Source organism: Rouxiella badensis, from assembly GCF_026967515.2.
In the GTDB taxonomy this organism is placed as follows: domain Bacteria; phylum Pseudomonadota; class Gammaproteobacteria; order Enterobacterales; family Enterobacteriaceae; genus Rouxiella; species Rouxiella badensis.
Genome location: NZ_CP114062.1, coordinates 424,326 through 443,351 on the forward strand (window position 1 = coordinate 424,326; position 19,026 = coordinate 443,351).

The 19,026-nt window shown below is 53.3% G+C and carries 15 protein-coding genes; 11 read left to right on the forward strand and 4 right to left on the reverse strand.

Translation table 11 applies throughout. The annotated features are described in order from the left end of the window. Positions 1-8 precede the first annotated feature (8 nt). Together pta and ackA are read right to left on the reverse strand one after the other, a co-directional pair. The gene (gene pta / locus O1V65_RS02200) at positions 9-2,168 is read right to left on the reverse strand and encodes a phosphate acetyltransferase (protein ID WP_227953477.1); all 2,160 of its coding nucleotides are present in this window, start codon (positions 2,166-2,168) and stop codon (positions 9-11) included. Positions 2,169-2,274: 106 nt separating this feature from the next. Next, positions 2,275-3,477, reverse strand: a complete 1,203-nt coding sequence (gene ackA / locus O1V65_RS02205; protein ID WP_017490258.1) for an acetate kinase — start codon at positions 3,475-3,477, stop codon at positions 2,275-2,277. A 450-nt stretch (positions 3,478-3,927) separates the two neighbouring features. Between ackA and yfbV the strand changes: the two genes are divergently transcribed. Continuing rightward, positions 3,928-4,383: a terminus macrodomain insulation protein YfbV gene (gene yfbV / locus O1V65_RS02210; RefSeq protein ID WP_017490257.1), complete on the forward strand. Its 456-nt coding sequence runs from the start codon at positions 3,928-3,930 to the stop codon at positions 4,381-4,383. A gap of 114 nt (positions 4,384-4,497) precedes the next feature. Next, entirely contained in the window at positions 4,498-4,992 is a 495-nt protein-coding gene (locus O1V65_RS02215; protein ID WP_017490256.1) for a YfbU family protein, read from the forward strand. Between the two features lie 50 nt (positions 4,993-5,042). On the opposite strand, the gene yfbR is transcribed toward O1V65_RS02215, so the two are convergent. Further along, the gene (gene yfbR / locus O1V65_RS02220) at positions 5,043-5,642 is read right to left on the reverse strand and encodes a 5'-deoxynucleotidase (RefSeq protein WP_017490255.1); all 600 of its coding nucleotides are present in this window, start codon (positions 5,640-5,642) and stop codon (positions 5,043-5,045) included. A 111-nt stretch (positions 5,643-5,753) separates the two neighbouring features. Beyond that, positions 5,754-6,968 carry a pyridoxal phosphate-dependent aminotransferase gene (locus tag O1V65_RS02225; protein ID WP_017490254.1) on the reverse strand — a complete coding sequence of 405 codons (1,215 nt, stop codon included), beginning with the start codon at positions 6,966-6,968 and terminating at the stop codon, positions 5,754-5,756. 1,010 nt (positions 6,969-7,978) lie between these two features. On the opposite strand from O1V65_RS02225, the gene lrhA reads away from it, so the two are divergent. From lrhA to nuoI, 9 genes are all read left to right on the forward strand, one after another. Beyond that, a complete protein-coding gene (lrhA, locus tag O1V65_RS02230; RefSeq protein WP_017490253.1) occupies positions 7,979-8,911 on the forward strand; it encodes a transcriptional regulator LrhA in 933 nt (310 codons plus the stop codon). Positions 8,912-9,670: 759 nt separating this feature from the next. Next, entirely contained in the window at positions 9,671-10,135 is a 465-nt protein-coding gene (locus O1V65_RS02235; RefSeq protein WP_026110310.1) for an NADH-quinone oxidoreductase subunit A, read from the forward strand. A 17-nt stretch (positions 10,136-10,152) separates the two neighbouring features. Then, a complete protein-coding gene (locus tag O1V65_RS02240; protein WP_017490251.1) occupies positions 10,153-10,827 on the forward strand; it encodes a NuoB/complex I 20 kDa subunit family protein in 675 nt (224 codons plus the stop codon). A gap of 115 nt (positions 10,828-10,942) precedes the next feature. Then, on the forward strand, positions 10,943-12,742 hold the full coding sequence (gene nuoC / locus O1V65_RS02245) for an NADH-quinone oxidoreductase subunit C/D (protein ID WP_017490250.1): 1,800 nt from the start codon (positions 10,943-10,945) through the stop codon (positions 12,740-12,742). Positions 12,743-12,744: 2 nt separating this feature from the next. After that, a complete protein-coding gene (nuoE, locus tag O1V65_RS02250) occupies positions 12,745-13,299 on the forward strand; it encodes an NADH-quinone oxidoreductase subunit NuoE (protein ID WP_017490249.1) in 555 nt (184 codons plus the stop codon). Then, complete coding sequence (nuoF, locus tag O1V65_RS02255; protein ID WP_017490248.1) at positions 13,296-14,660, forward strand: NADH-quinone oxidoreductase subunit NuoF; 1,365 nt, start codon at positions 13,296-13,298, stop codon at positions 14,658-14,660. Before nuoE ends, nuoF begins: the two co-directional genes overlap by 4 nt. 96 nt (positions 14,661-14,756) lie before the next feature. Continuing rightward, the gene (gene nuoG, locus O1V65_RS02260) at positions 14,757-17,483 is read left to right on the forward strand and encodes an NADH-quinone oxidoreductase subunit NuoG (RefSeq protein ID WP_269130124.1); all 2,727 of its coding nucleotides are present in this window, start codon (positions 14,757-14,759) and stop codon (positions 17,481-17,483) included. Next, on the forward strand, positions 17,480-18,457 hold the full coding sequence (nuoH, locus tag O1V65_RS02265; protein WP_017490246.1) for an NADH-quinone oxidoreductase subunit NuoH: 978 nt from the start codon (positions 17,480-17,482) through the stop codon (positions 18,455-18,457). The genes nuoG and nuoH overlap by 4 nt, the downstream gene beginning before the upstream one ends. A gap of 17 nt (positions 18,458-18,474) precedes the next feature. After that, the gene (gene nuoI, locus O1V65_RS02270; RefSeq protein WP_017490245.1) at positions 18,475-19,017 is read left to right on the forward strand and encodes an NADH-quinone oxidoreductase subunit NuoI; all 543 of its coding nucleotides are present in this window, start codon (positions 18,475-18,477) and stop codon (positions 19,015-19,017) included. Positions 19,018-19,026 lie beyond the last annotated feature (9 nt).

Here is a 19,026-nt window from a genome sequence, read left to right on the forward strand (position 1 = left end):
TTTATTGCTTATTTTACCGCAACCGCTTCATCAGCCTGAGCGGACTGGATTGCGGTCAGAGCCACGGTATAGACGATGTCGTCAACCAACGCACCGCGAGACAGATCGTTAACCGGCTTGCGCATGCCTTGCAGCATCGGGCCGATAGAAACCAGGTCCGCAGAACGTTGTACCGCTTTGTAGGTTGTATTGCCGGTGTTGAGGTCTGGGAAGATGAACACGGTTGCCTGACCCGCCACCGGTGAGTTTGGTGCTTTGGATTTCGCCACGTCGGCCATGATAGCCGCGTCATACTGCAAGGGGCCGTCGATGATCAGGTCCGGACGTTTCTCCTGCGCCAGACGGGTCGCTTCGCGCACTTTCTCAACGTCGCTACCGGCACCGGAGTTACCGGTGGAGTAAGAGATCATCGCAACGCGGGGTTCGATTCCGAAGGCGGCAGCTGAATCGGCAGACTGAATGGCGATTTCGGAAAGCTGTTCGGCGGTCGGATCCGGGTTGATCGCACAGTCGCCATAAACCAGTACCTGGTCCGGCAGCAGCATGAAGAATACGGAAGACACCAACGAGCTGCCCGGTGCGGTTTTGATAAGCTGTAACGGCGGACGAATGGTGTTAGCGGTGGTGTGAACCGCGCCGGAAACCAGTCCGTCTACTTCGCCTTTTTCCAACATCAGCGTACCCAGCACCACGTTGTCTTCCAACTGTTCACGGGCCACGACTTCGGTCATGCCTTTGCTCTTGCGCAGCTCGACGAGGCGGGCAACGTACTCTTCGCGAACCTGAAGCGGATCTACGATTTGGATGCCGGCACCTAATTCTATGCCCTGCGCGGCGGCGACGCGTTTGATTTCGTCAGGATTGCCTAGCAGCACACATTCGGCGATACCACGCTCTGCACACAGCGAAGCCGCTTTGACGGTGCGCGGCTCGTCGCCTTCTGGCAGCACGATGCGCTTACCGGCCTTACGCGCCAGCTCGGTCAGCTGATAGCGGAATGCAGGCGGCGACAGGCGGTGTGAACGCTCTGAATGGGCGCTCAGTGAGTTGATCCAGTCTGCGTTAATATGTGAAGACACATAGGTTTGCAGCTTCTCAACGCGCTGGTGGTCATCGGCCGGGACTTCGAGGCTGAAGCTTTGCAGGTTCAGCGAGGTCTGCCAGGTGTTGCTGTCAACCATGAATACCGGCAGGCCGGTCTCGAAAGCACGGGCGCAGAGTTGCTGAATGCGTTCATCCACCGGATAACCGCCGGTAAGCAGAATCGCGCCGAGCTCAATGCCGTTCATGGCGGCCAGACAGGCGGCAACCAGCACGTCAGGACGGTCGGCGGAGGTCACCAGCAGTGAGCCTGGGCGGAACAGGGAAAGCATGTTCGGAATGCTGCGCGCGCAGAAGGTCACGGACTTGATGCGACGGGTGTGAATATCGCCTTCGTTGATAATGCGTGCGTCGAGGTGCTTCGCCATGTCGATAGCGCGCACGGCAATCATTTCAAAGCTCCAGGGAATGCTGCCCAGAACAGGCATCGGGCTCATCGCCACCAGTTGCTCGATATCTACATGCGCGAAGTTGGCTTTGTCGGAGTCATCAAAGATTTCTGACAGATCAGGGCGGGTGCGGCCCTGATCGTCGACCGGTGCATTGACCTTATTGATGATAACGCCAGTGATGTTTTTATTCTTGCTGCCGCCAAACACGCTGCGGGCCAGCTCGATGCGGTCCTTGAGCTGGGACGCGCTGTCATTGCCCTGACCGATAACGAAGACGATTTCAGCGTTCAGGGTCTTGGCTATTTCGTAGTTCAGCGCGCTGGCAAACTGATGGGTGCGGGTCGAGACCAGGCCTTCAACCAGTACCACTTCGGCATTCTTGGTATTGGCGTGGTAGTTGGCGACAATCTCCTCCATCAGCACGTCCTGCTGATTAGAGCTCAGCAGGCTTTGTACATGCTTCATCTTGAGCGGTTCGGCCGCTGTGATATTGGAATTGGCGCGGATAATGGTGGTGGTCTGATCGGGAGCATCGCCACCGGAACGCGGCTGAGAGACCGGCTTGAACACGCTCAGGCTTACGCCTTTCTGTTCGATGGCACGGATAACGCCCAGGCTAACGCTGGTCAGACCCACGCTATTGCCAATTGGAACCAACATAATTGTACGAGACACGGCAAACCTCTTCGACGATTTCAGGCAGCGGCTTGCGCAGTGAAAGGCAAGCCTGCCTGCTGTGAAAACAACACTGCCAGCAGAGGCTGGCAGTGGGGGAACATATTTATGCGGTCAGACGCGCAGCGTCTTGTGCGATGACCAACTCTTCGTTGGTTGGGATAACCAACGCTTTGCGGGTGCCTTCTTTATTGATTTCACCGGCTTTGCCGAAGCGCGCTGCAAGGTTGCGCTCGTGGTCGATTTCGAAGCCGAGCAGGCCGAGCTTGTTCAGCGTCAGCTCACGCACCAGCGCGGCGTTTTCGCCGATACCGCCGGTGAAGACGATAGCGTCAAGACGGCCTTCCATCAGCGAGGTGTAGCCGCCGATGTATTTCGCCAGACGGTGGCAGAAGACGTCCATCGCACGCTTGGCATCTTCTTTGGTTCCGTAGTTGTCTTCAACGTAGCGGCAGTCGCTGGTAACTTCGGTCAGGCCCAGCAGGCCGGATTCCTTGGTCAGCATTTTGTTTATCTGATCGACGCTCATGCCCAGCGCGTCGTGCAGGTGGAAGACAATCGCAGGATCGATATCACCGCTGCGCGTGCCCATGACCAGTCCTTCGAGCGGCGTCAGGCCCATTGAGGTATCAACGCATTTACCGTTACGAATGGCACTGACAGAACCGCCGTTACCCAGATGGCAGGTGATGAGGTTAACTTCATCAACCGGTTTGCCCAGCGTTTTTGCTGCTTCCTGAGTGACATAGTAATGGCTGGTGCCGTGCGCGCCGTAGCGACGAATGTGGTGGTCTTTATAGAGCTTGTACGGCAGGGCGTAGAGGTAAGACTCTTCCGGCATGGTCTGGTGGAAGGCGGTGTCGAATACCGCAACATTTTTATCAGCCAATTTAGGGAAGGATTTCAACGCCTCATCAATACCAATCAGGTGAGCCGGGTTATGCAGCGGTGCAAATGGGATAGAATCTTTGATACCCTGCAATACCACAGCATCAATCACGGCAGACTGCGTCAGTTTCTCGCCGCCGTGCACAATGCGGTGACCGATGGCCACCAGATTGGCAGACAACTCTGGCTTTTCTGCAAAAATAGTATTAACAATGTACTTCAAGGCTTCACTATGTGCGGCCCCGGCGCCTAAAGCAGCTTCATGCTTGCTGCCATCGAGTTTCCACTTGATGCGGGCTTCTGGAAGATGGAAGCATTCGGCCAGACCTGAAATGTGTTCTTCGCCGTTGACGGCATCGATTATGGCAAACTTAAGTGATGAGCTACCACAGTTAAGAACCAGAACTAACTTACTTGACATGGAAGTACCTATTTATTGGATTGGTGCTGTTAAGTATCAAAACGCAAGGTTAACTCAATAGCATATTTCCCTAAGCGTAGCGCACTATGCTGTCGGGATTTATGATTAACATCATGCTCAGACAGTTTAATGGCATGATTTGTTCCTTAGCGCTCAGTAAGCAGCCGTACGGGGTGTTTTAAACGAACTTGTTCGCTTGTTTGAGTAAGTTCTCGCCTATTCGTTCAATTGCCCGTGTCTGTTTCCCAAGCGAAGCGGCGCAGAGTAAAATGCGGTAAAGCTAGTTGTACAAGCTGTAATAATAGGGTTAATTCGCTATCCATAGTGAGCCCCAAAGGGCTGGGCTAGGATACCGATAGGTTTTGATAAAAACAAAATATATTTGTATGTGATAAAATATATTTTTAGTTTTGCAACTATTTTTTAAATTCCAAGATGTTGAGGTGCAGCATGTCTAGTAAGCCATCGGGTTCAGTCGGTTGGTTTCACATTTTCCAGCGCGGTCAGCACTACATGAAGACGTGGCCCTCAGACAAACGCCTTGCTCCTGTGTTTCCGGAAAACCGAATCTCTACGGCCACCCGTTTCGGTGTGCGTTTCATGCCGCCTCTGGCGGTGTTTACGCTGGCCTGGCAAATTGCGTTAGGCGGACAGCTTGGTCCTGCGGTCGCCACCTCTATCTTCGCCTGTAGCCTGCCTATGCAGGGACTCTGGTGGTTGGGACGTCGCTCTGTAACTCCTCTGCCGCCTACGCTGCTCGGCTGGTTCCACGAAGTTCGCCACAAGCTGATTGAAGCCGGCCAGGCATTAGCACCGATCGAGGGCGTACCCACCTATCAGTCCCTCGCCGAGGTGCTCAAGCGCGCGTTTAAACAGCTGGATAAAACCTTCCTGGACGACATTTAAAGAAAGAATTCGTTCTGAATCGTGGTTCAAATCAAAGAATGAGCTGGTTGATATTTCGCCAATGACGGCGCTGTGTCATGCTTTGCTCATTCTGGCTTTTTGAGGTATACGATGATGGAAATGACCCACGCTCAGCGGTTGATCTTGTCGAATCAGTATCAAATGATGACTATCATGGATCCCGCAAACGCGGACCGCTACCGCCGTTTGCAAACCATCGTTGAACGTGGCTTCGGGCTACAAATGCGCGAGCTCGACAAAGACTTTGGTGCGTTGACCGAGGACACTTGCCGCACCCTCATCGATATCATGGAAATGCACCACGCGATGCAGGTATCTTTTTCGAATCTTGAAGACGCACCGGGTGTCGATCCCCGTCGGCTGGAGTTTCTTGGCTTTGATGCCGCTACTGAATCCCGCTACCTCAGCTATGTGCGCTTTATGGTAAACAGTGAAGGGCGCTACACTGATTTCGATGCGGGAACGCATGGTTTCAATGCACAGACCAAAATGTGGGAGAAGTATCAGCGCATGTTGGCGGTCTGGCACGGTTGCCCACGTCAGTATCATCTCAGTGCGGTAGAGATTGCGCGCATTATTAATGCCTGAAACGATGTAAGTATCGCTCCCCAATTTCTCGGGGAGCAAAAGGGCGTTTCTTAAAGCGGGGAATCCTGGCTTATCTCGTCAAGCGACAGACTGAAGCTCGGGATGAAGACCGCCATAAAGTAGTCCATCTCGGGACTCTGCCTCTCCGACAACGTTTTCTCTAGCCTGGCTTTGGCCATCGAGAACTCGGTATTGCCCGCCGAGAGTTCCTCCAGGCATTTCAGATAGGCGCAAAGTGCGTCAGCCTGTTTGACCGTCTTCTTCTCTTCTTCACTAAAGTGATGTTCGTCGATAAGCGTTCGGTAGTCGTCTTGAAACTCTTCCGGCAGCATCTCGATGAGTTTCTGCTGGGCTATTTTTTCTATCTTTTTGTATTCGTGTGCTATTTGTGGATTGTAGTATTTGATGGGCGTCGGCATATCACCCGTCAGCACTTCACTTGCGTCGTGATACATGGCCAATAACGCCACTCGCTCTGCGTTGAGGTTACCGTCGAATTTACGATTTTTGATGAGCGCCAACGCGTGGGCCACAAAGGCAACCTGCAGGCTGTGTTCCGACACGTTTTCCGTGCGCACGTTGCGCATGAGAGGCCAGCGACCAATGAGTTTAAGGCGCGAAAGATGGGCAAAAAAGTGACTTTGACTCATAGGACTCTCTTACATCAGTAAACAGAGCCCCATTCTTACACATAATTCAGATGCCCAAAAGATTTCAAGGTACAGGGCGTCGTGCTTCTGCACCTTGAAAGGTGATGGGCATTATTGGCGATAGGTTTCCAGGAAACGTCCTAGCTTCCCGACGGCCATTTCCAGCTCGTCTACGCGCGGCAGTGTGACAATTCGCACGTGATCCGGGTAGGGCCAATTGAACGCTGAACCCTGCACCAGCAAAACTTTTTGTTGCAGTAACAGATCCAGCACCAGCTTCTGATCGTCGTGAATATTGAAGCGCTTGGCGTCAATTTTTGGGAACATGTAGAGCGCGCCTTTCGGCTTCACGCAGGACACACCAGGGATCTGGTTGATCATTTCCCAGGCGGCGTTGCGTTGCTCAACCAGGCGGCCGCCCGGCTGAATGAACTCGCTGATGCTCTGATAACCGCCAAGCGCAGTCTGAATCGCATGCTGCATTGGTACGTTGGCGCACAGACGCATTGAGGCCAGCATTTCAAGGCCTTCGATATAGCCTTTAGCGTGTTTTTTCGGGCCGTTAAGCACCATCCAACCCTGACGGAAACCGGCAACGCGGTAAGTCTTTGACAGGCCGTTAAAGGTCACAGTCAGCAAGTCAGGTGCCAGCGAGGCTATCGAGATATGCTGCGCTTCATCATAAAGAATCTTGTCGTAGATCTCGTCAGAGAAGATGATCAGGTTGTGCTCGCGCGCAATCTCGACAATCTCCATCAGCAGCTCTTTGCTGTAGACCGCGCCGGTCGGGTTGTTCGGGTTGATTATCACGATACCGCGCGTGCGCGGCGTGATTTTGGCGCGAATGTCCTCGAGGTCAGGGAACCAGTCCGCCCCTTCATCGCAAAGATAATGCACCGCGTTGCCGCCGGACAGGGAAACCGCAGCGGTCCACAGAGGATAATCTGGGGCTGGCACCAACATCTCGTCGCCGGTGTTCAACAGCGCCTGCATCGACTGGACGATAAGCTCCGACACGCCGTTACCGATGTAAACATCTTCAACGGTAATGTCGCGCATATCACGCGCCTGGTAGTGCTGCATGATGGCCTTACGCGCAGAGAAAAGACCCTTAGAGTCACAATATCCCTGAGCCGTCGGCAAATTACGAATGACGTCGACTAAAATTTCATCAGGCGCTTCGAAACCAAAGGGAGCGGGGTTACCGATATTCAGCTTGAGGACTTTATTGCCTTCTTCTTCCAGACGCTTTGCTTCTTTAAGCACTGGGCCGCGAATGTCGTAGCAAACGTTATCCAGTTTGCGGGATTTTTCAATGGGGGACATAGTCAGTGTGAACCTTTTGCGGTAAAGCCTGTTCTTCCCTGGATGAGGTGCCGTAGAACATAGCGAAGCCGTCAATTTACTCTTCCAGAGGCGGATTTTGAAGGGCTAATGCGGGCTTTGGCGTAAAACAACAGGCACTGCGCGGGTTATGACATCTATCACCTAAAATAACCTTATGTATGATATTAAGTTCTTCCCATTGCGCTTACTGTGGTGTGATTATCTGGAAAGGGCAGGTAATAGCAGGTTGACAGTGTATTCGACTGTGTACAGCTGATAATTCAATTTATTCAAAAAGATACTTCCACATAAATTCCATCTTCTTGAAAATTAGAACAATGCTAGCAATATTAGGCCGCTATGGGCTTTATCTTAAACTGCGAGCCATCGCGGTTTTTCTGTTTTTCATTAGTGTATAAATGAAACTTGAACAGTTATCAGAAAGGTAAACGCGTAGCCATGTTTACGATATAATAACGTAAGTAATTAGTTAAATAATTCTGATGATTAGTCTGCGTAGTATGAATTAAATAAATGAATATTCTGTCGAGAAGCTGATTAGCCCCACTAAACTCGATTAGGAATAGTCCTATTAGGCAGCGTCGATATAACACATCGGCAAAAGCAATTTGCCGCATGTAGACCAAATAAATAGATTTCAGTCGTTTACCTTTGAGAAATTATTTATATATCGAATTGCTAGCGCTGCGCCGTACCTGCCTCGGCAGCCGTTGAAATGAGCCTTAGTAGCCTTATTGTACAGCTAGGTTAATGATTCTAATTATCAAGCTTTCCAGATGGGAAATTATATTTCTTTGAATTTAATCACTATTTGAAAAAGCACGGTAATCCTGATCATTTTATTGTGAGTTGTCAGGCAGAAATATTTCTCATTTCTTCATTATCTAATGAGTGAGTGTCTTTCAGATCTGGTATTCTGCATTATGCGGGCTCTTTTACCGCACTATCCAGGGTAGCTTGTTATTAGATTTTAAAAGTGAAGAAAAACTATGACAAATGCAAATCGTCCAATTCTTAATCTAGATCTAGACCTGCTTAGGACCTTTGTTGCAGTCGCTGATTTAAATACTTTCGCCGCCGCCGCCGCCGCAGTTTGTCGTACCCAGTCGGCTGTCAGTCAGCAAATGCAACGTCTAGAGCAACTTGTCGGTAAAGAACTGTTCGCCAGGCATGGACGCAATAAGTTATTGACGGAACACGGTATTCAGTTACTTGGCTACGCAAGAAAAATATTACGTTTTAACGACGAAGCCTGCACTTCATTAATGTATAGCGACGTTCAGGGTGGAGTGACCATCGGAGCTTCAGACGATACCGCAGATACCATCCTGCCTTATCTGTTGAGCCGAGTGACCTCTATCTATCCGAAGCTGTCAATTGACGTGCGGGTTAAGCGTAGCCCGTTTATGTTACCGATGCTTGAAAGTGACGAAGTTGATCTGGCGATCACCACCATGACCACCACCGATCATCCACATATCGTGCTGAGAACGTCACCCACGCTGTGGTATTGCTCTGCCGACTTCTCGTATCCGTCGGGCGACAGCGTGCCGTTAGTGCTGCTTGATGAACCTAGCCCTTATCGCTCTATGGCGATTGAGCACCTCAACAAGGCCGGGATCCCGTGGCGCATTGCCTACGTGGCCTCTACGCTTTCAGCCATCCGTGCTGCGGTGCGAGCGGGTCTGGGCGTTACGGTGCGGCCTATTGAGATGATGAGCCCCGAGCTCAGAGTTCTGGGTGAGCAGGACGGCCTGCCGAGACTGCCGGACACGCAATACGTGTTGTACAAGAACCAGCATTGTGACAACGATCTTGCGCTGGCTATTTTCAACGCTGTTGAACAAGGCAACGATCCTTATTCGCTCAATAGTTACGCCCAGCGCGCCAACGTTGACGACGAATACGAAGAAGCGCCGTAGACTCGTTCTAAATGTTTTTTTCCTTTTCCCCGCCCTCCTGTTAACGCTTCAGGGCCGGGGACAGGAAAACTACAAAGACCAATAAATAACCAACTCATTAGTTTTTCTTTACCAACCTGCTATTTCCCCGACTTAACTCCGCTTAATCACTCCCTTAAATTGTCTCATTACGCAACTATCACCTCACACAAATCATGGACTTTTTGGGGCCCAAATCCTCCGTCGTGATACTAAGATTTTTTGATGAAATGCATTTTTATTTTAAATGATTAAACAAAATTCATTCAATAATTGTCTTATTTTTTAGCAATCTTGCCTAAAACGTGTCCTGGATCAATAAATAACCCTGTTTCCAGAGTGGAAGAATGGGGCATACCTGCGACAATAGTAGGGGTAGGCGCTAAAGCATTGACTCTCGTTAACCACCATCTTTTTTTTAACTTTTTGACTGACTCGATTTAGCTGTCGAAGTTCGCATGTTATGTTAATAAAATGCTAAAGATGTAAAATAACGTAGAGATACTTTTGTCAAAGTTGACAAAAGGTTATAGAAAAGGGTAAAAAGCCCACAGTAATTCACTGGATAATCGCTTTTAAACCCCTGAGTCTATGAGATTACCGCCAGTTTGGGGTGATATCGGTCAGCAGGGAACCCGTGAACGCTGGTGGTTCTTAATCCTTCCCTTGAATCGATGTGGCAGGCAAGTTGCCGGGCAAGAGCAAATGCATCACGCCACTTTTGATGAGTAAGCATAGAGTATGTCAACAGCCACAGATGTCACCGCTCATAACTGGGCGCTCGCAGTTTTTCTAATAATCGCAGTCGGCCTGTGTTGCCTGATGTTGTTAGGCGCAGCTTTCCTGGGAGGGAAGGTTCGCGGACGCAACACGGAAACGCCCTTCGAGTCGGGTATCGCCCCCGTGGGTACGACTCATATGCGTCTCTCGGCAAAATTCTATCTGGTCGCCATGTTCTTCGTTATTTTCGATGTGGAAGCCCTGTATCTCTATGCATGGTCTACGTCGATTCGCGAGAGTGGGTGGACCGGCTTTGTCGAAGCCGCGATTTTCATTTTTATCCTTTTAGCCGGCCTGTTTTATCTGGTTCGCATCGGCGCGCTTGACTGGACCCCGACTCGTTCGAAAGGTCCTGTGAAAGCTAGCCCGGTTATCCCGAGCCCAGTCATTAAGACCAGCAATCACCCGCAAGGCAATCGCCAATAAAAAAGTGAGGCATCAAGATGGACTATACGCTCACCCGCTTAGACCCAAACGGTGAGAACGACCGTTACCCCCTGCAAAAACAAGAGACGGTTGCCGACCCTCTTGAGCAGGAAGTGAACCGCAGCGTGTATATGGGGAAACTCGAACACGCTTTACATGACGTGGTGAACTGGGGTCGTAAAAACTCGCTTTGGCCATTCAACTTTGGTCTCTCATGCTGCTACGTAGAAATGACAACGTCATTTACCGCCGTGCATGACGTGGCGCGATTTGGCTCGGAAGTTATCCGTGCTTCACCGCGTCAGGCTGACTTTATGGTGGTTGCCGGTACCTGCTTTACCAAAATGGCGCCGGTTATTCAGCGCCTGTACGACCAGATGCTCGAACCTAAATGGGTTATCTCGATGGGTGCCTGCGCCAACTCCGGCGGCATGTATGACATCTACTCCGTGGTGCAGGGCGTTGACAAGTTCCTGCCTGTAGACGTTTACATTCCGGGCTGCCCGCCGCGCCCCGAGGCCTATATGCAGGCACTGCTGCTGCTGCAGGAGTCGATCGGCAAAGAGCGTCGCCCACTGTCATGGGTGGTCGGTGACCAGGGTGTTTATCGCGCCAATATGCAGTCTGAAAAAGAGCGTAAACGCGCCGAGCGTATTGCCGTGACGAATTTGCGCACCCCTGACGAGATTTAACACTGTTCGTCAACCCTGAGGGGCAAGGCCGTCAGGACAAGATTATTAGAGACGACGGTGCACTAAAACGCTTTTCCCCTTGGGCATAAATGACCATTTAGTGTGGTGAGAAAATATGACAGATTTGACGACGCAAGACCTCGCACAGCCAGCATGGCAAACCCGCGATCATCTCGATGATCCGGTTATCGGCGAGCTGCGTAACCGTTTTGGGCCTGAGGCCTTTTCTGTTCAGCCGACCCGTACCGGTATCCCGGTGGTGTGGGTAAAACGCGAGCAGATACTGGAAGTCATTACCTTTTTACGCAAACAGCCGAAGCCTTACGTCATGCTGTACGACTTGCATGGCGTGGATGAGCGTTTGCGTAACCACCGCGACGGTTTACCGGCCGCGGATTTCTCCGTTTTCTATCATCTGCTTTCAATCGAACGCAACAGCGACATCATGCTCAAGGTCGCGCTGGCTGAAAACGATTTGCACCTGCCTACGCTGACCAAAGTTTACCCAAATGCCAACTGGTATGAGCGTGAAACCTGGGAAATGTTCGGTATCACCTTCGACGGCCACCCACATCTGACGCGCATCATGATGCCGAAGACCTGGGAAGGGCATCCGCTGCGCAAAGACTATCCTGCGCGCGCGACCGAGTTTGACCCGTTCGAGCTGACCAAGCAGAAAGAAGACCTCGAGATGGAGTCGCTGACCTTCAAGCCTGAAGACTGGGGCATGAAGCGCGGCACCGAAAACGAAGACTTTATGTTCCTGAACCTCGGTCCTAACCACCCGTCTGCCCACGGTGCGTTCCGCATTGTGATGCAGCTCGACGGGGAAGAGATTGTCGACTGCGTTCCGGACATCGGTTATCACCACCGCGGTGCAGAGAAAATGGGTGAGCGCCAGTCCTGGCACAGCTACATCCCTTACACCGACCGTATCGAGTACCTCGGCGGCTGCGTTAACGAAATGCCTTACGTGCTGGCGGTTGAAAAACTGGCCGGAATCACCGTCGGCGATCGCGTTAACACTATTCGCGTGATGCTCTCCGAGCTGTTCCGCATTAACAGCCACCTGCTTTATATCTCTACGTTCATTCAGGACGTTGGCGCAATGACGCCGGTGTTCTTCGCCTTCACTGACCGTCAGAAAATCTATGACGTCGTCGAGGCGATTACCGGTTTCCGTATGCACCCGGCGTGGTTCCGCATCGGTGGCGTGGCGCACGACCTGCCGAAAGGTTGGGAACGCCTGATGCGTGAGTTCCTCGAGTGGATGCCAAAACGCCTCGATTCCTACATGAAGACGGCGCTGAAAAACAGCATCCTGATTGGTCGTTCCAAAGGTATTGCTGCCTACAACGCAGAAGATGCGTTGGCTTGGGGTACCACCGGTGCGGGCCTGCGAGCAACCGGCATCGAATTTGACGTGCGCAAATGGCGTCCGTACTCCGGCTATGAAAACTTTGACTTCGAAGTTCCGGTCGGTGACGGCATCAGCGACTCTTATTCCCGCGTTATGCTGAAAATGGAAGAGATGCGTCAGAGCCTGCGTATTCTGCAACAGTGCGTCGACAACATGCCGGCTGGCCCGTTCAAGGCCGATCACCCACTGACGACGCCACCGCCGAAAGAGCGCACGCTACAGCACATCGAAACCCTGATAACCCACTTCCTGCAGGTTTCGTGGGGGCCGGTTATGCCTGCCAACGAATCCTTCCAGATGATCGAGGCAACGAAAGGGATCAACAGCTACTACTTGACGAGCGATGGCAGCACCATGAGCTACCGCACCCGCGTGCGTACGCCGAGCTTCCCGCACTTGCAGCAGATCCCGTCGGTTATCCGTGGCAGCCTGGTTTCGGACCTGATCGTCTACCTGGGCAGTATTGATTTTGTAATGTCAGATGTGGACCGCTAACGATGACAGATCTTAAAAAAGACTCAGAGGTTCAGTACATCAACGTCTCTACGCCTGCGGCTTTTGCTGCTCAGGCGAACAAGCAGACGTTTGAGCTGAGCGCGACTGAACGTGACGCGATTGAACACGAGAAACATCACTACGAAGATGCGCGTGCTGTCTCGATTGAAGCGCTGAAAATCGTGCAGAAAGAGCGCGGTTGGGTGCCAGACGGTGCAATCTACGCCATCGCCGACGTGCTGGGGATCCCTGCCAGCGACGTAGAGGGTGTTGCGACGTTTTACAGCCAAATCTTCCGCCAGCCTGTGGGCCGCCACGTGATCCGCTATTGCGACAGCGTGGTGTGTCATATCACCGGCTATCAGGGTATTCAGGCTGCTATCGAAGAAAAGCTCAATATCAAACCGGGTGAAACCACGCCGGACGGACGTTTTACCCTGCTGCCAACCTGCTGTCTGGGCAACTGTGATAAGAGCCCAACGATGATGATCGATGAAGACACGCACAGCTACCTGAAACCAGAAGAAATTGGTCAGTTACTGGAGCGTTACTCATGAATATCTATGGTTACACGCCTAAAGAAATCATCCGTACCCCGGAGATGCATCCGCTGACCTGGCGCATGCGCGAAGACCAGCAGCCGGTGTGGATTGACGAATACCGCAGCAAAAACGGTTACGCCGGTGCAGAGAAAGCGCTCGGCGGCATGTCGCCTGACGAGATAGTCGCGCTGGTCAAAGACTCTGGTCTGAAGGGGCGTGGCGGCGCGGGCTTCTCTACCGGTCTGAAGTGGAGCCTGATGCCGAAAGACGAATCCATGAACATCCGTTACCTGCTGTGTAACGCTGATGAAATGGAGCCGGGTACCTATAAAGACCGCCTGTTGATGGAGCAAATGCCGCATCAGCTGGTTGAAGGTATGTTGATCAGCGCCTTTGCGCTGAAGGCCTACCGTGGCTACATCTTCCTGCGCGGTGAGTATATCGAGGCCGCCGTTAACCTGCGTCGCGCGATTGAAGAAGCGCGTGCTGCCGGATTTATTGGCAAAAACATTCTCGGCACCGGGTTCGATTTCGAGCTGATGGTGCACACTGGCGCGGGCCGCTATATCTGTGGCGAAGAAACCGCGCTGATTAACTCGCTGGAAGGCCGCCGCGCCAACCCGCGCTCCAAGCCGCCGTTCCCGGCGTCTGTCGGGGCATGGGGCAAGCCGACCTGCGTTAATAACGTTGAAACCCTGTCGAACGTTCCGGCTATCTTGGCCAACGGCGTCGACTGGTACAAAGGCATTTCGACCAGCGAAGACACCGGCACCAAGATGATGGGCTTCTCCGGCCGCGTGAAGAATCCGGGCGTGTGGGAACTGCCGTTTGGCACCACGGCACGCGAAATTCTCGAAGACTACGCGGGCGGTATGCGCGACGGGCTGAAATTTAAGGCCTGGCAGCCGGGCGGGGCAGGGACCGACTTCCTGACCGACCAGCATCTCGACCTGCCGATGGAATTTGCCAGCATCGGCAAGGCCGGTAGCCGTTTGGGCACCGCGTTGGCGATGGCCGTCGATCATGAAATCGGCATGGTTTCTCTGGTGCGCAACCTTGAAGAGTTCTTCTCGCGCGAGTCCTGCGGCTGGTGTACGCCTTGCCGTGACGGGCTGCCGTGGAGCGTCAAGATCCTGCGCGCACTGGAGCGCGGCGAAGGGCAGCCCGGGGACATCGAAACCCTCGAGCAACTTTGCCGTCAGCTTGGCCCGGGTAAAACATTCTGCGCACATGCGCCGGGTGCCGTGGAGCCATTGCAGAGTGCGATTAAATATTTCCGGGACGAGTTTGAAGCGGGCATCGCCAAGCAACACTACAACAATGCGCGGGCAATTGGCGGCATACAGCCAAATAACCTGCTCAAAGAGCGATGGTAACGACTTGAAAATTTATGCCTGAGAAATCGGGCAGTTCCGGCCAGAATTTTTGATTAACGCTCACTGAAAGGTGAGCCTTGTGGAAGCATGCTGACTATGGCTACGATTCATGTAGACGGCAAAGAATACGATGTAAATGGAGCGGACAACCTACTTCAGGCTTGCCTCTCTCTTGGCCTCGATATTCCTTATTTTTGCTGGCATCCGGCGCTGGGAAGCGTCGGCGCTTGCCGCCAATGTGCGGTTAAGCAATACCAAAACGCGGAAGATACGCGCGGCCGTTTGGTTATGTCATGTATGACGCCTGCGTCAGATGGAACCTTTATTTCCATCGATGACGGAGAAGCCAAACAGTTCCGTGAGAGCGTAGTGGAATGGTTGATGACCAACCACCCACACGACTGTCCGGTGTGCGAAGAGGGCGGTAACTGTCACCTGCAGGACATGACAGTCATGACCGGCCACGCCACGCGTCGCTATCGTTTCACCAAACGTACCCACCAGAATCAGGATCTCGGTCCGTTCATTTCTCACGAGATGAACCGCTGCATCGCCTGTTATCGCTGTGTCCGTTACTACAAGGACTACGCGGACGGTACCGATCTCGGGGTGTATGGCGCGCACGACAACGTCTACTTTGGTCGTCCGGAAGACGGTCCGCTGGAAAGCGAATTCTCCGGCAACCTGGTCGAGGTCTGCCCGACGGGCGTATTCACCGACAAAACGCACTCCGAGCGCTACAACCGTAAATGGGACATGCAGTTTGCCCCTAGCGTTTGCCAGCAGTGCAGCGTGGGCTGTAACACCAGCCCGGGTGAGCGCTACGGCGAACTTCGTCGTATCGAAAACCGCTACAACGGTACCGTGAACCGCTACTTCCTTTGCGACCGTGGCCGCTTTGGTTACGGCTACGTAAACGCTAAAGATCGTCCTAAGCATCCACTGCAGCAGCGCGGCAACGACTGGATCTCCCTGAACGCCGAGCAGGCAATGCAGGGCGCGGCGGATATTCTGCGTCAATCAAGCAAAACTATCGGTATTGGTTCACCGCGTGCCAGCCTCGAAAGCAACTTTGCGCTACGCGAGCTGGTGGGAGCAGAGAACTTCTACACCGGTATCAACGCCGCTGAGCAAAATCGTCTGGCACAGATACTGAACATCCTAAAAAACAGCGGCGTGTATACGCCTGCATTGCGTGAAATCGAAGATTATGACGCCGTGCTGATTCTGGGTGAAGATTTGACGCAGACCGGCGCGCGCATTGCGCTGTCCGTGCGTCAGGCGGTGAAGGGGAAAGCCCGTGCCATGGCCGCAGCGCAGCGCGTTGCTGACTGGCAGATTGCGGCAATCCAGACCATCGGCCAGCATGCCAAATACCCCTTGTTCATGACCAACGTCGATAACACCCGTCTTGATGACATCGCCGCGCTGAACTACCGTGCGCCGGTCGATGAACAGGCGCGTTTCGGTTTTGCGATAGCCCACGCTATTGACGAGGCCGCACCGGGTGTTTCTGACCTTGCTGAAGGCGTTGGCAAGAAAGTTGACATGATTGTGCAGGCGTTAACCGGCGCGAGAAAACCGCTGATTATCACCGGGACCAACGCGGGCAGCGATGCCATCATCGAAGCGGCCGCCAACGTGGCGAAAGCCCTGAAAGCGCGCGGCAGCGACGTCGGTATCACCTTTGTGGCGTCTTCTGCCAACAGCATCGGTCTGTCGATGATTGGCGGCGGCAACCTTGATGAGGCCCTGAGCCTGCTGACCAACGGCGACGCCGATAGCGTTATCGTGATGGAAAACGACCTCTATCGTCAGGCACCGGAAGCCAGCGTCGATGCTGCACTGTCCAAAGTGAAAAACCTGCTGGTCGTTGACCATCAGCGCACCCGCATCATGGACAAGGCTAGCCTTATCCTGCCTGCGGCGAGCTTTGCCGAGAGTGACGGTACGCTGGTCAATCAGGAATGCCGCGCCCAGCGCTACTTCCAGGTTTACGACCCGGCCTACTACGATACGACGGTGGCGATGTTTGAAAGCTGGCGCTGGCTGCATTCGCTGCACTCTACCATTAACAGCCGTCGCGTTGACTGGACTCAGCTCGATCACGTTATCGAAGCCTGCGTCGCCGTGCTGCCTCAGCTGAAAGGTATCGTCGAGGCCGCACCGGATGCGACTTTCCGTATCCGCGGTCAGAAGCTGGCGCGTTCTCCTATCCGTTCGAGCGGACGTACCGCCATGCGTGCCAACATCAGCGTGCATGAACCGCGTCAGCCGCAGGACAAAGACACCATGTTTGCCTTCTCGATGGAAGGGAACAACAGCCCGTATGCCAATCGTCAACAGGTGCCGTTTGCCTGGGCTCCGGGCTGGAACTCCCCGCAGGCGTGGAACAAATTCCAGGCCGAAGTCGGTGGCAAACTGCGTCACGGTGACCCAGGTGTGCGTCTTATCGAAGCGGGAGAGGGCAGCCTCGACTACTTCGGCAACATTCCTGCTGCGTTTACCGCCGAGGAAAACCACTGGCGCGTTGCCCCTTACTACCACCTGTTCGGTAGTGAAGAGATGTCTCAGCGTTCGAGCGTTATCCAGCAGCGTATGCCAGAGCCTTACGTGATGGTTAACCCGTCCGATGCCGCAGCACTCGGCGTTAATCAGGGCACGCAGGTCGAGTTTACCTGTGCTGGACAAACCCTGACGCTGCCGGTTCGTCTGAGTGAGACCCTCGATAAAGGACAAGTTGGTCTGCCGCTGGGCTTACCGGGAATTCCTCCGGTGCTGGTTGGCGCAACGGTTGAGAATCTGCGGGAGGCAACCCGATGAGTTGGTTTACACCTGAAGTTATCGACACGATTATCGCTGTGGTTAAAGCGGTGGTCATCCTGTTGGTTGTGGTTACCGTCGGGGCATTTATGAGCTTCGCAGAACGCCGTCTGCTGGGCCTGTTCCAAAATCGATACGGACCTAACCGTGTCGGCTGGGGCGGCTCGTTGCAGCTGGCTGCTGACATGATCAAGATGTTCTTTAAAGAAGACTGGGCGCCGAAATTCTCGGACCGCGCCATCTTTACGCTGGCACCGATGATTGCCTTCAGCTCCATGCTGATGGCCTTCGCGATTGTGCCGGTGGCACCGACCTGGTATGGCGCCAACCTGAATATCGGCATCCTGTTCTTCCTGATGATGGCGGGTCTGACGGTTTACGCCGTGCTGTTTGCGGGCTGGTCCAGTAACAACAAATACTCGCTGCTCGGTGCAATGCGCGCCTCGGCCCAAACGCTGAGCTATGAAGTGTTCCTCGGCCTGTCGCTGATGGGCGTCGTGGCGCAGGCGGGATCCTTTAACCTGCAGGACATCGTGCATTCCCAGGAACACCTGTGGAACATCATCCCGCAGTTCTTTGGGTTCCTGACCTTCGCGATAGCGGGCGTAGCCGTTTGTCACCGTCACCCGTTTGACCAGCCAGAAGCCGAACAGGAACTGGCCGACGGTTATCACATCGAATATTCCGGCATGAAGTTCGGTCTGTTCTTCGTGGGCGAGTACATCGGTATCGTCACTGTTTCTGCGCTGATTGTGACGCTGTTCTTCGGGGGCTGGCAGGGACCGTTCCTGCCGCCGTTTATCTGGTTTGCGTTGAAGACTGCGTTCTTCATGGTGATGTTCATCTTGCTCCGCGCCGCGTTGCCGCGTCCTCGTTACGATCAGGTGATGTCATTTGGCTGGCGTATATGCCTGCCGCTGACCTTGCTGAATCTGTTGGCAACCGCTGCGGTCATTTTGTACCACGCAAATTAATAAGGGGTGATTGAACCATGACATTGAAAGAGCTAGTGGTTGGTTTCGGCACCCAGGTTCGCAGTCTGTGGCTGATAGGTCTCCATGCCTTCGCCAAACGTGAAACCTTGATGTACCCGGAAGAACCTGTATATCTGCCGCCGCGCTACCGTGGTCGCATTGTGTTGACGCGTGACCCTGACGGTCAGGAGCGTTGCGTTGCCTGTAACCTTTGCGCGGTAGCCTGCCCTGTAGGCTGTATTTCGCTGCAAAAAGCAGAGATGAAAGACGGTCGTTGGTATCCGGAGTTCTTCCGCATCAACTTCTCGCGCTGCATCTTCTGCGGCCTGTGCGAAGAGGCATGTCCGACGACGGCGATTCAGCTGACGCCAGACTTCGAGTTGGGTGAATTCAAACGCCAGGACCTGGTGTATGAAAAAGAAGATCTGTTGATTTCAGGACCCGGTAAGTATCCGGAATATAACTTTTACCGGATGGCCGGTATGGCCGTTGACGGCAAAGCGAAAGGTGAAGCCGAAAACGAAGCCAAGCCGATCAACGTCAAAGGTCTGATGCCCTAAGGAGCCGCA

Excerpts from the sequence above, each read along its gene's own strand:
- O1V65_RS02215 (WP_017490256.1), top strand. The coding sequence starts at position 4,498 with ATGGAAATGACCCACGCTCAGCGGTTGATCTTGTCGAATCAGTATCAA.
- yfbR (WP_017490255.1), bottom strand. The coding sequence starts at position 5,642 with ATGAGTCAAAGTCACTTTTTTGCCCATCTTTCGCGCCTTAAACTCATT.
- yfbV (WP_017490257.1), top strand. The coding sequence starts at position 3,928 with ATGTCTAGTAAGCCATCGGGTTCAGTCGGTTGGTTTCACATTTTCCAG.
- nuoF (WP_017490248.1), top strand. The coding sequence starts at position 13,296 with ATGAATATCTATGGTTACACGCCTAAAGAAATCATCCGTACCCCGGAG.
- ackA (WP_017490258.1), bottom strand. The coding sequence starts at position 3,477 with ATGTCAAGTAAGTTAGTTCTGGTTCTTAACTGTGGTAGCTCATCACTT.
- O1V65_RS02240 (WP_017490251.1), top strand. The coding sequence starts at position 10,153 with ATGGACTATACGCTCACCCGCTTAGACCCAAACGGTGAGAACGACCGT.
- O1V65_RS02235 (WP_026110310.1), top strand. The coding sequence starts at position 9,671 with ATGTCAACAGCCACAGATGTCACCGCTCATAACTGGGCGCTCGCAGTT.
- nuoI (WP_017490245.1), top strand. The coding sequence starts at position 18,475 with ATGACATTGAAAGAGCTAGTGGTTGGTTTCGGCACCCAGGTTCGCAGT.
- O1V65_RS02225 (WP_017490254.1), bottom strand. The coding sequence starts at position 6,968 with ATGTCCCCCATTGAAAAATCCCGCAAACTGGATAACGTTTGCTACGAC.
- nuoH (WP_017490246.1), top strand. The coding sequence starts at position 17,480 with ATGAGTTGGTTTACACCTGAAGTTATCGACACGATTATCGCTGTGGTT.
- nuoC (WP_017490250.1), top strand. The coding sequence starts at position 10,943 with ATGACAGATTTGACGACGCAAGACCTCGCACAGCCAGCATGGCAAACC.
- lrhA (WP_017490253.1), top strand. The coding sequence starts at position 7,979 with ATGACAAATGCAAATCGTCCAATTCTTAATCTAGATCTAGACCTGCTT.
- nuoG (WP_269130124.1), top strand. The coding sequence starts at position 14,757 with ATGGCTACGATTCATGTAGACGGCAAAGAATACGATGTAAATGGAGCG.
- nuoE (WP_017490249.1), top strand. The coding sequence starts at position 12,745 with ATGACAGATCTTAAAAAAGACTCAGAGGTTCAGTACATCAACGTCTCT.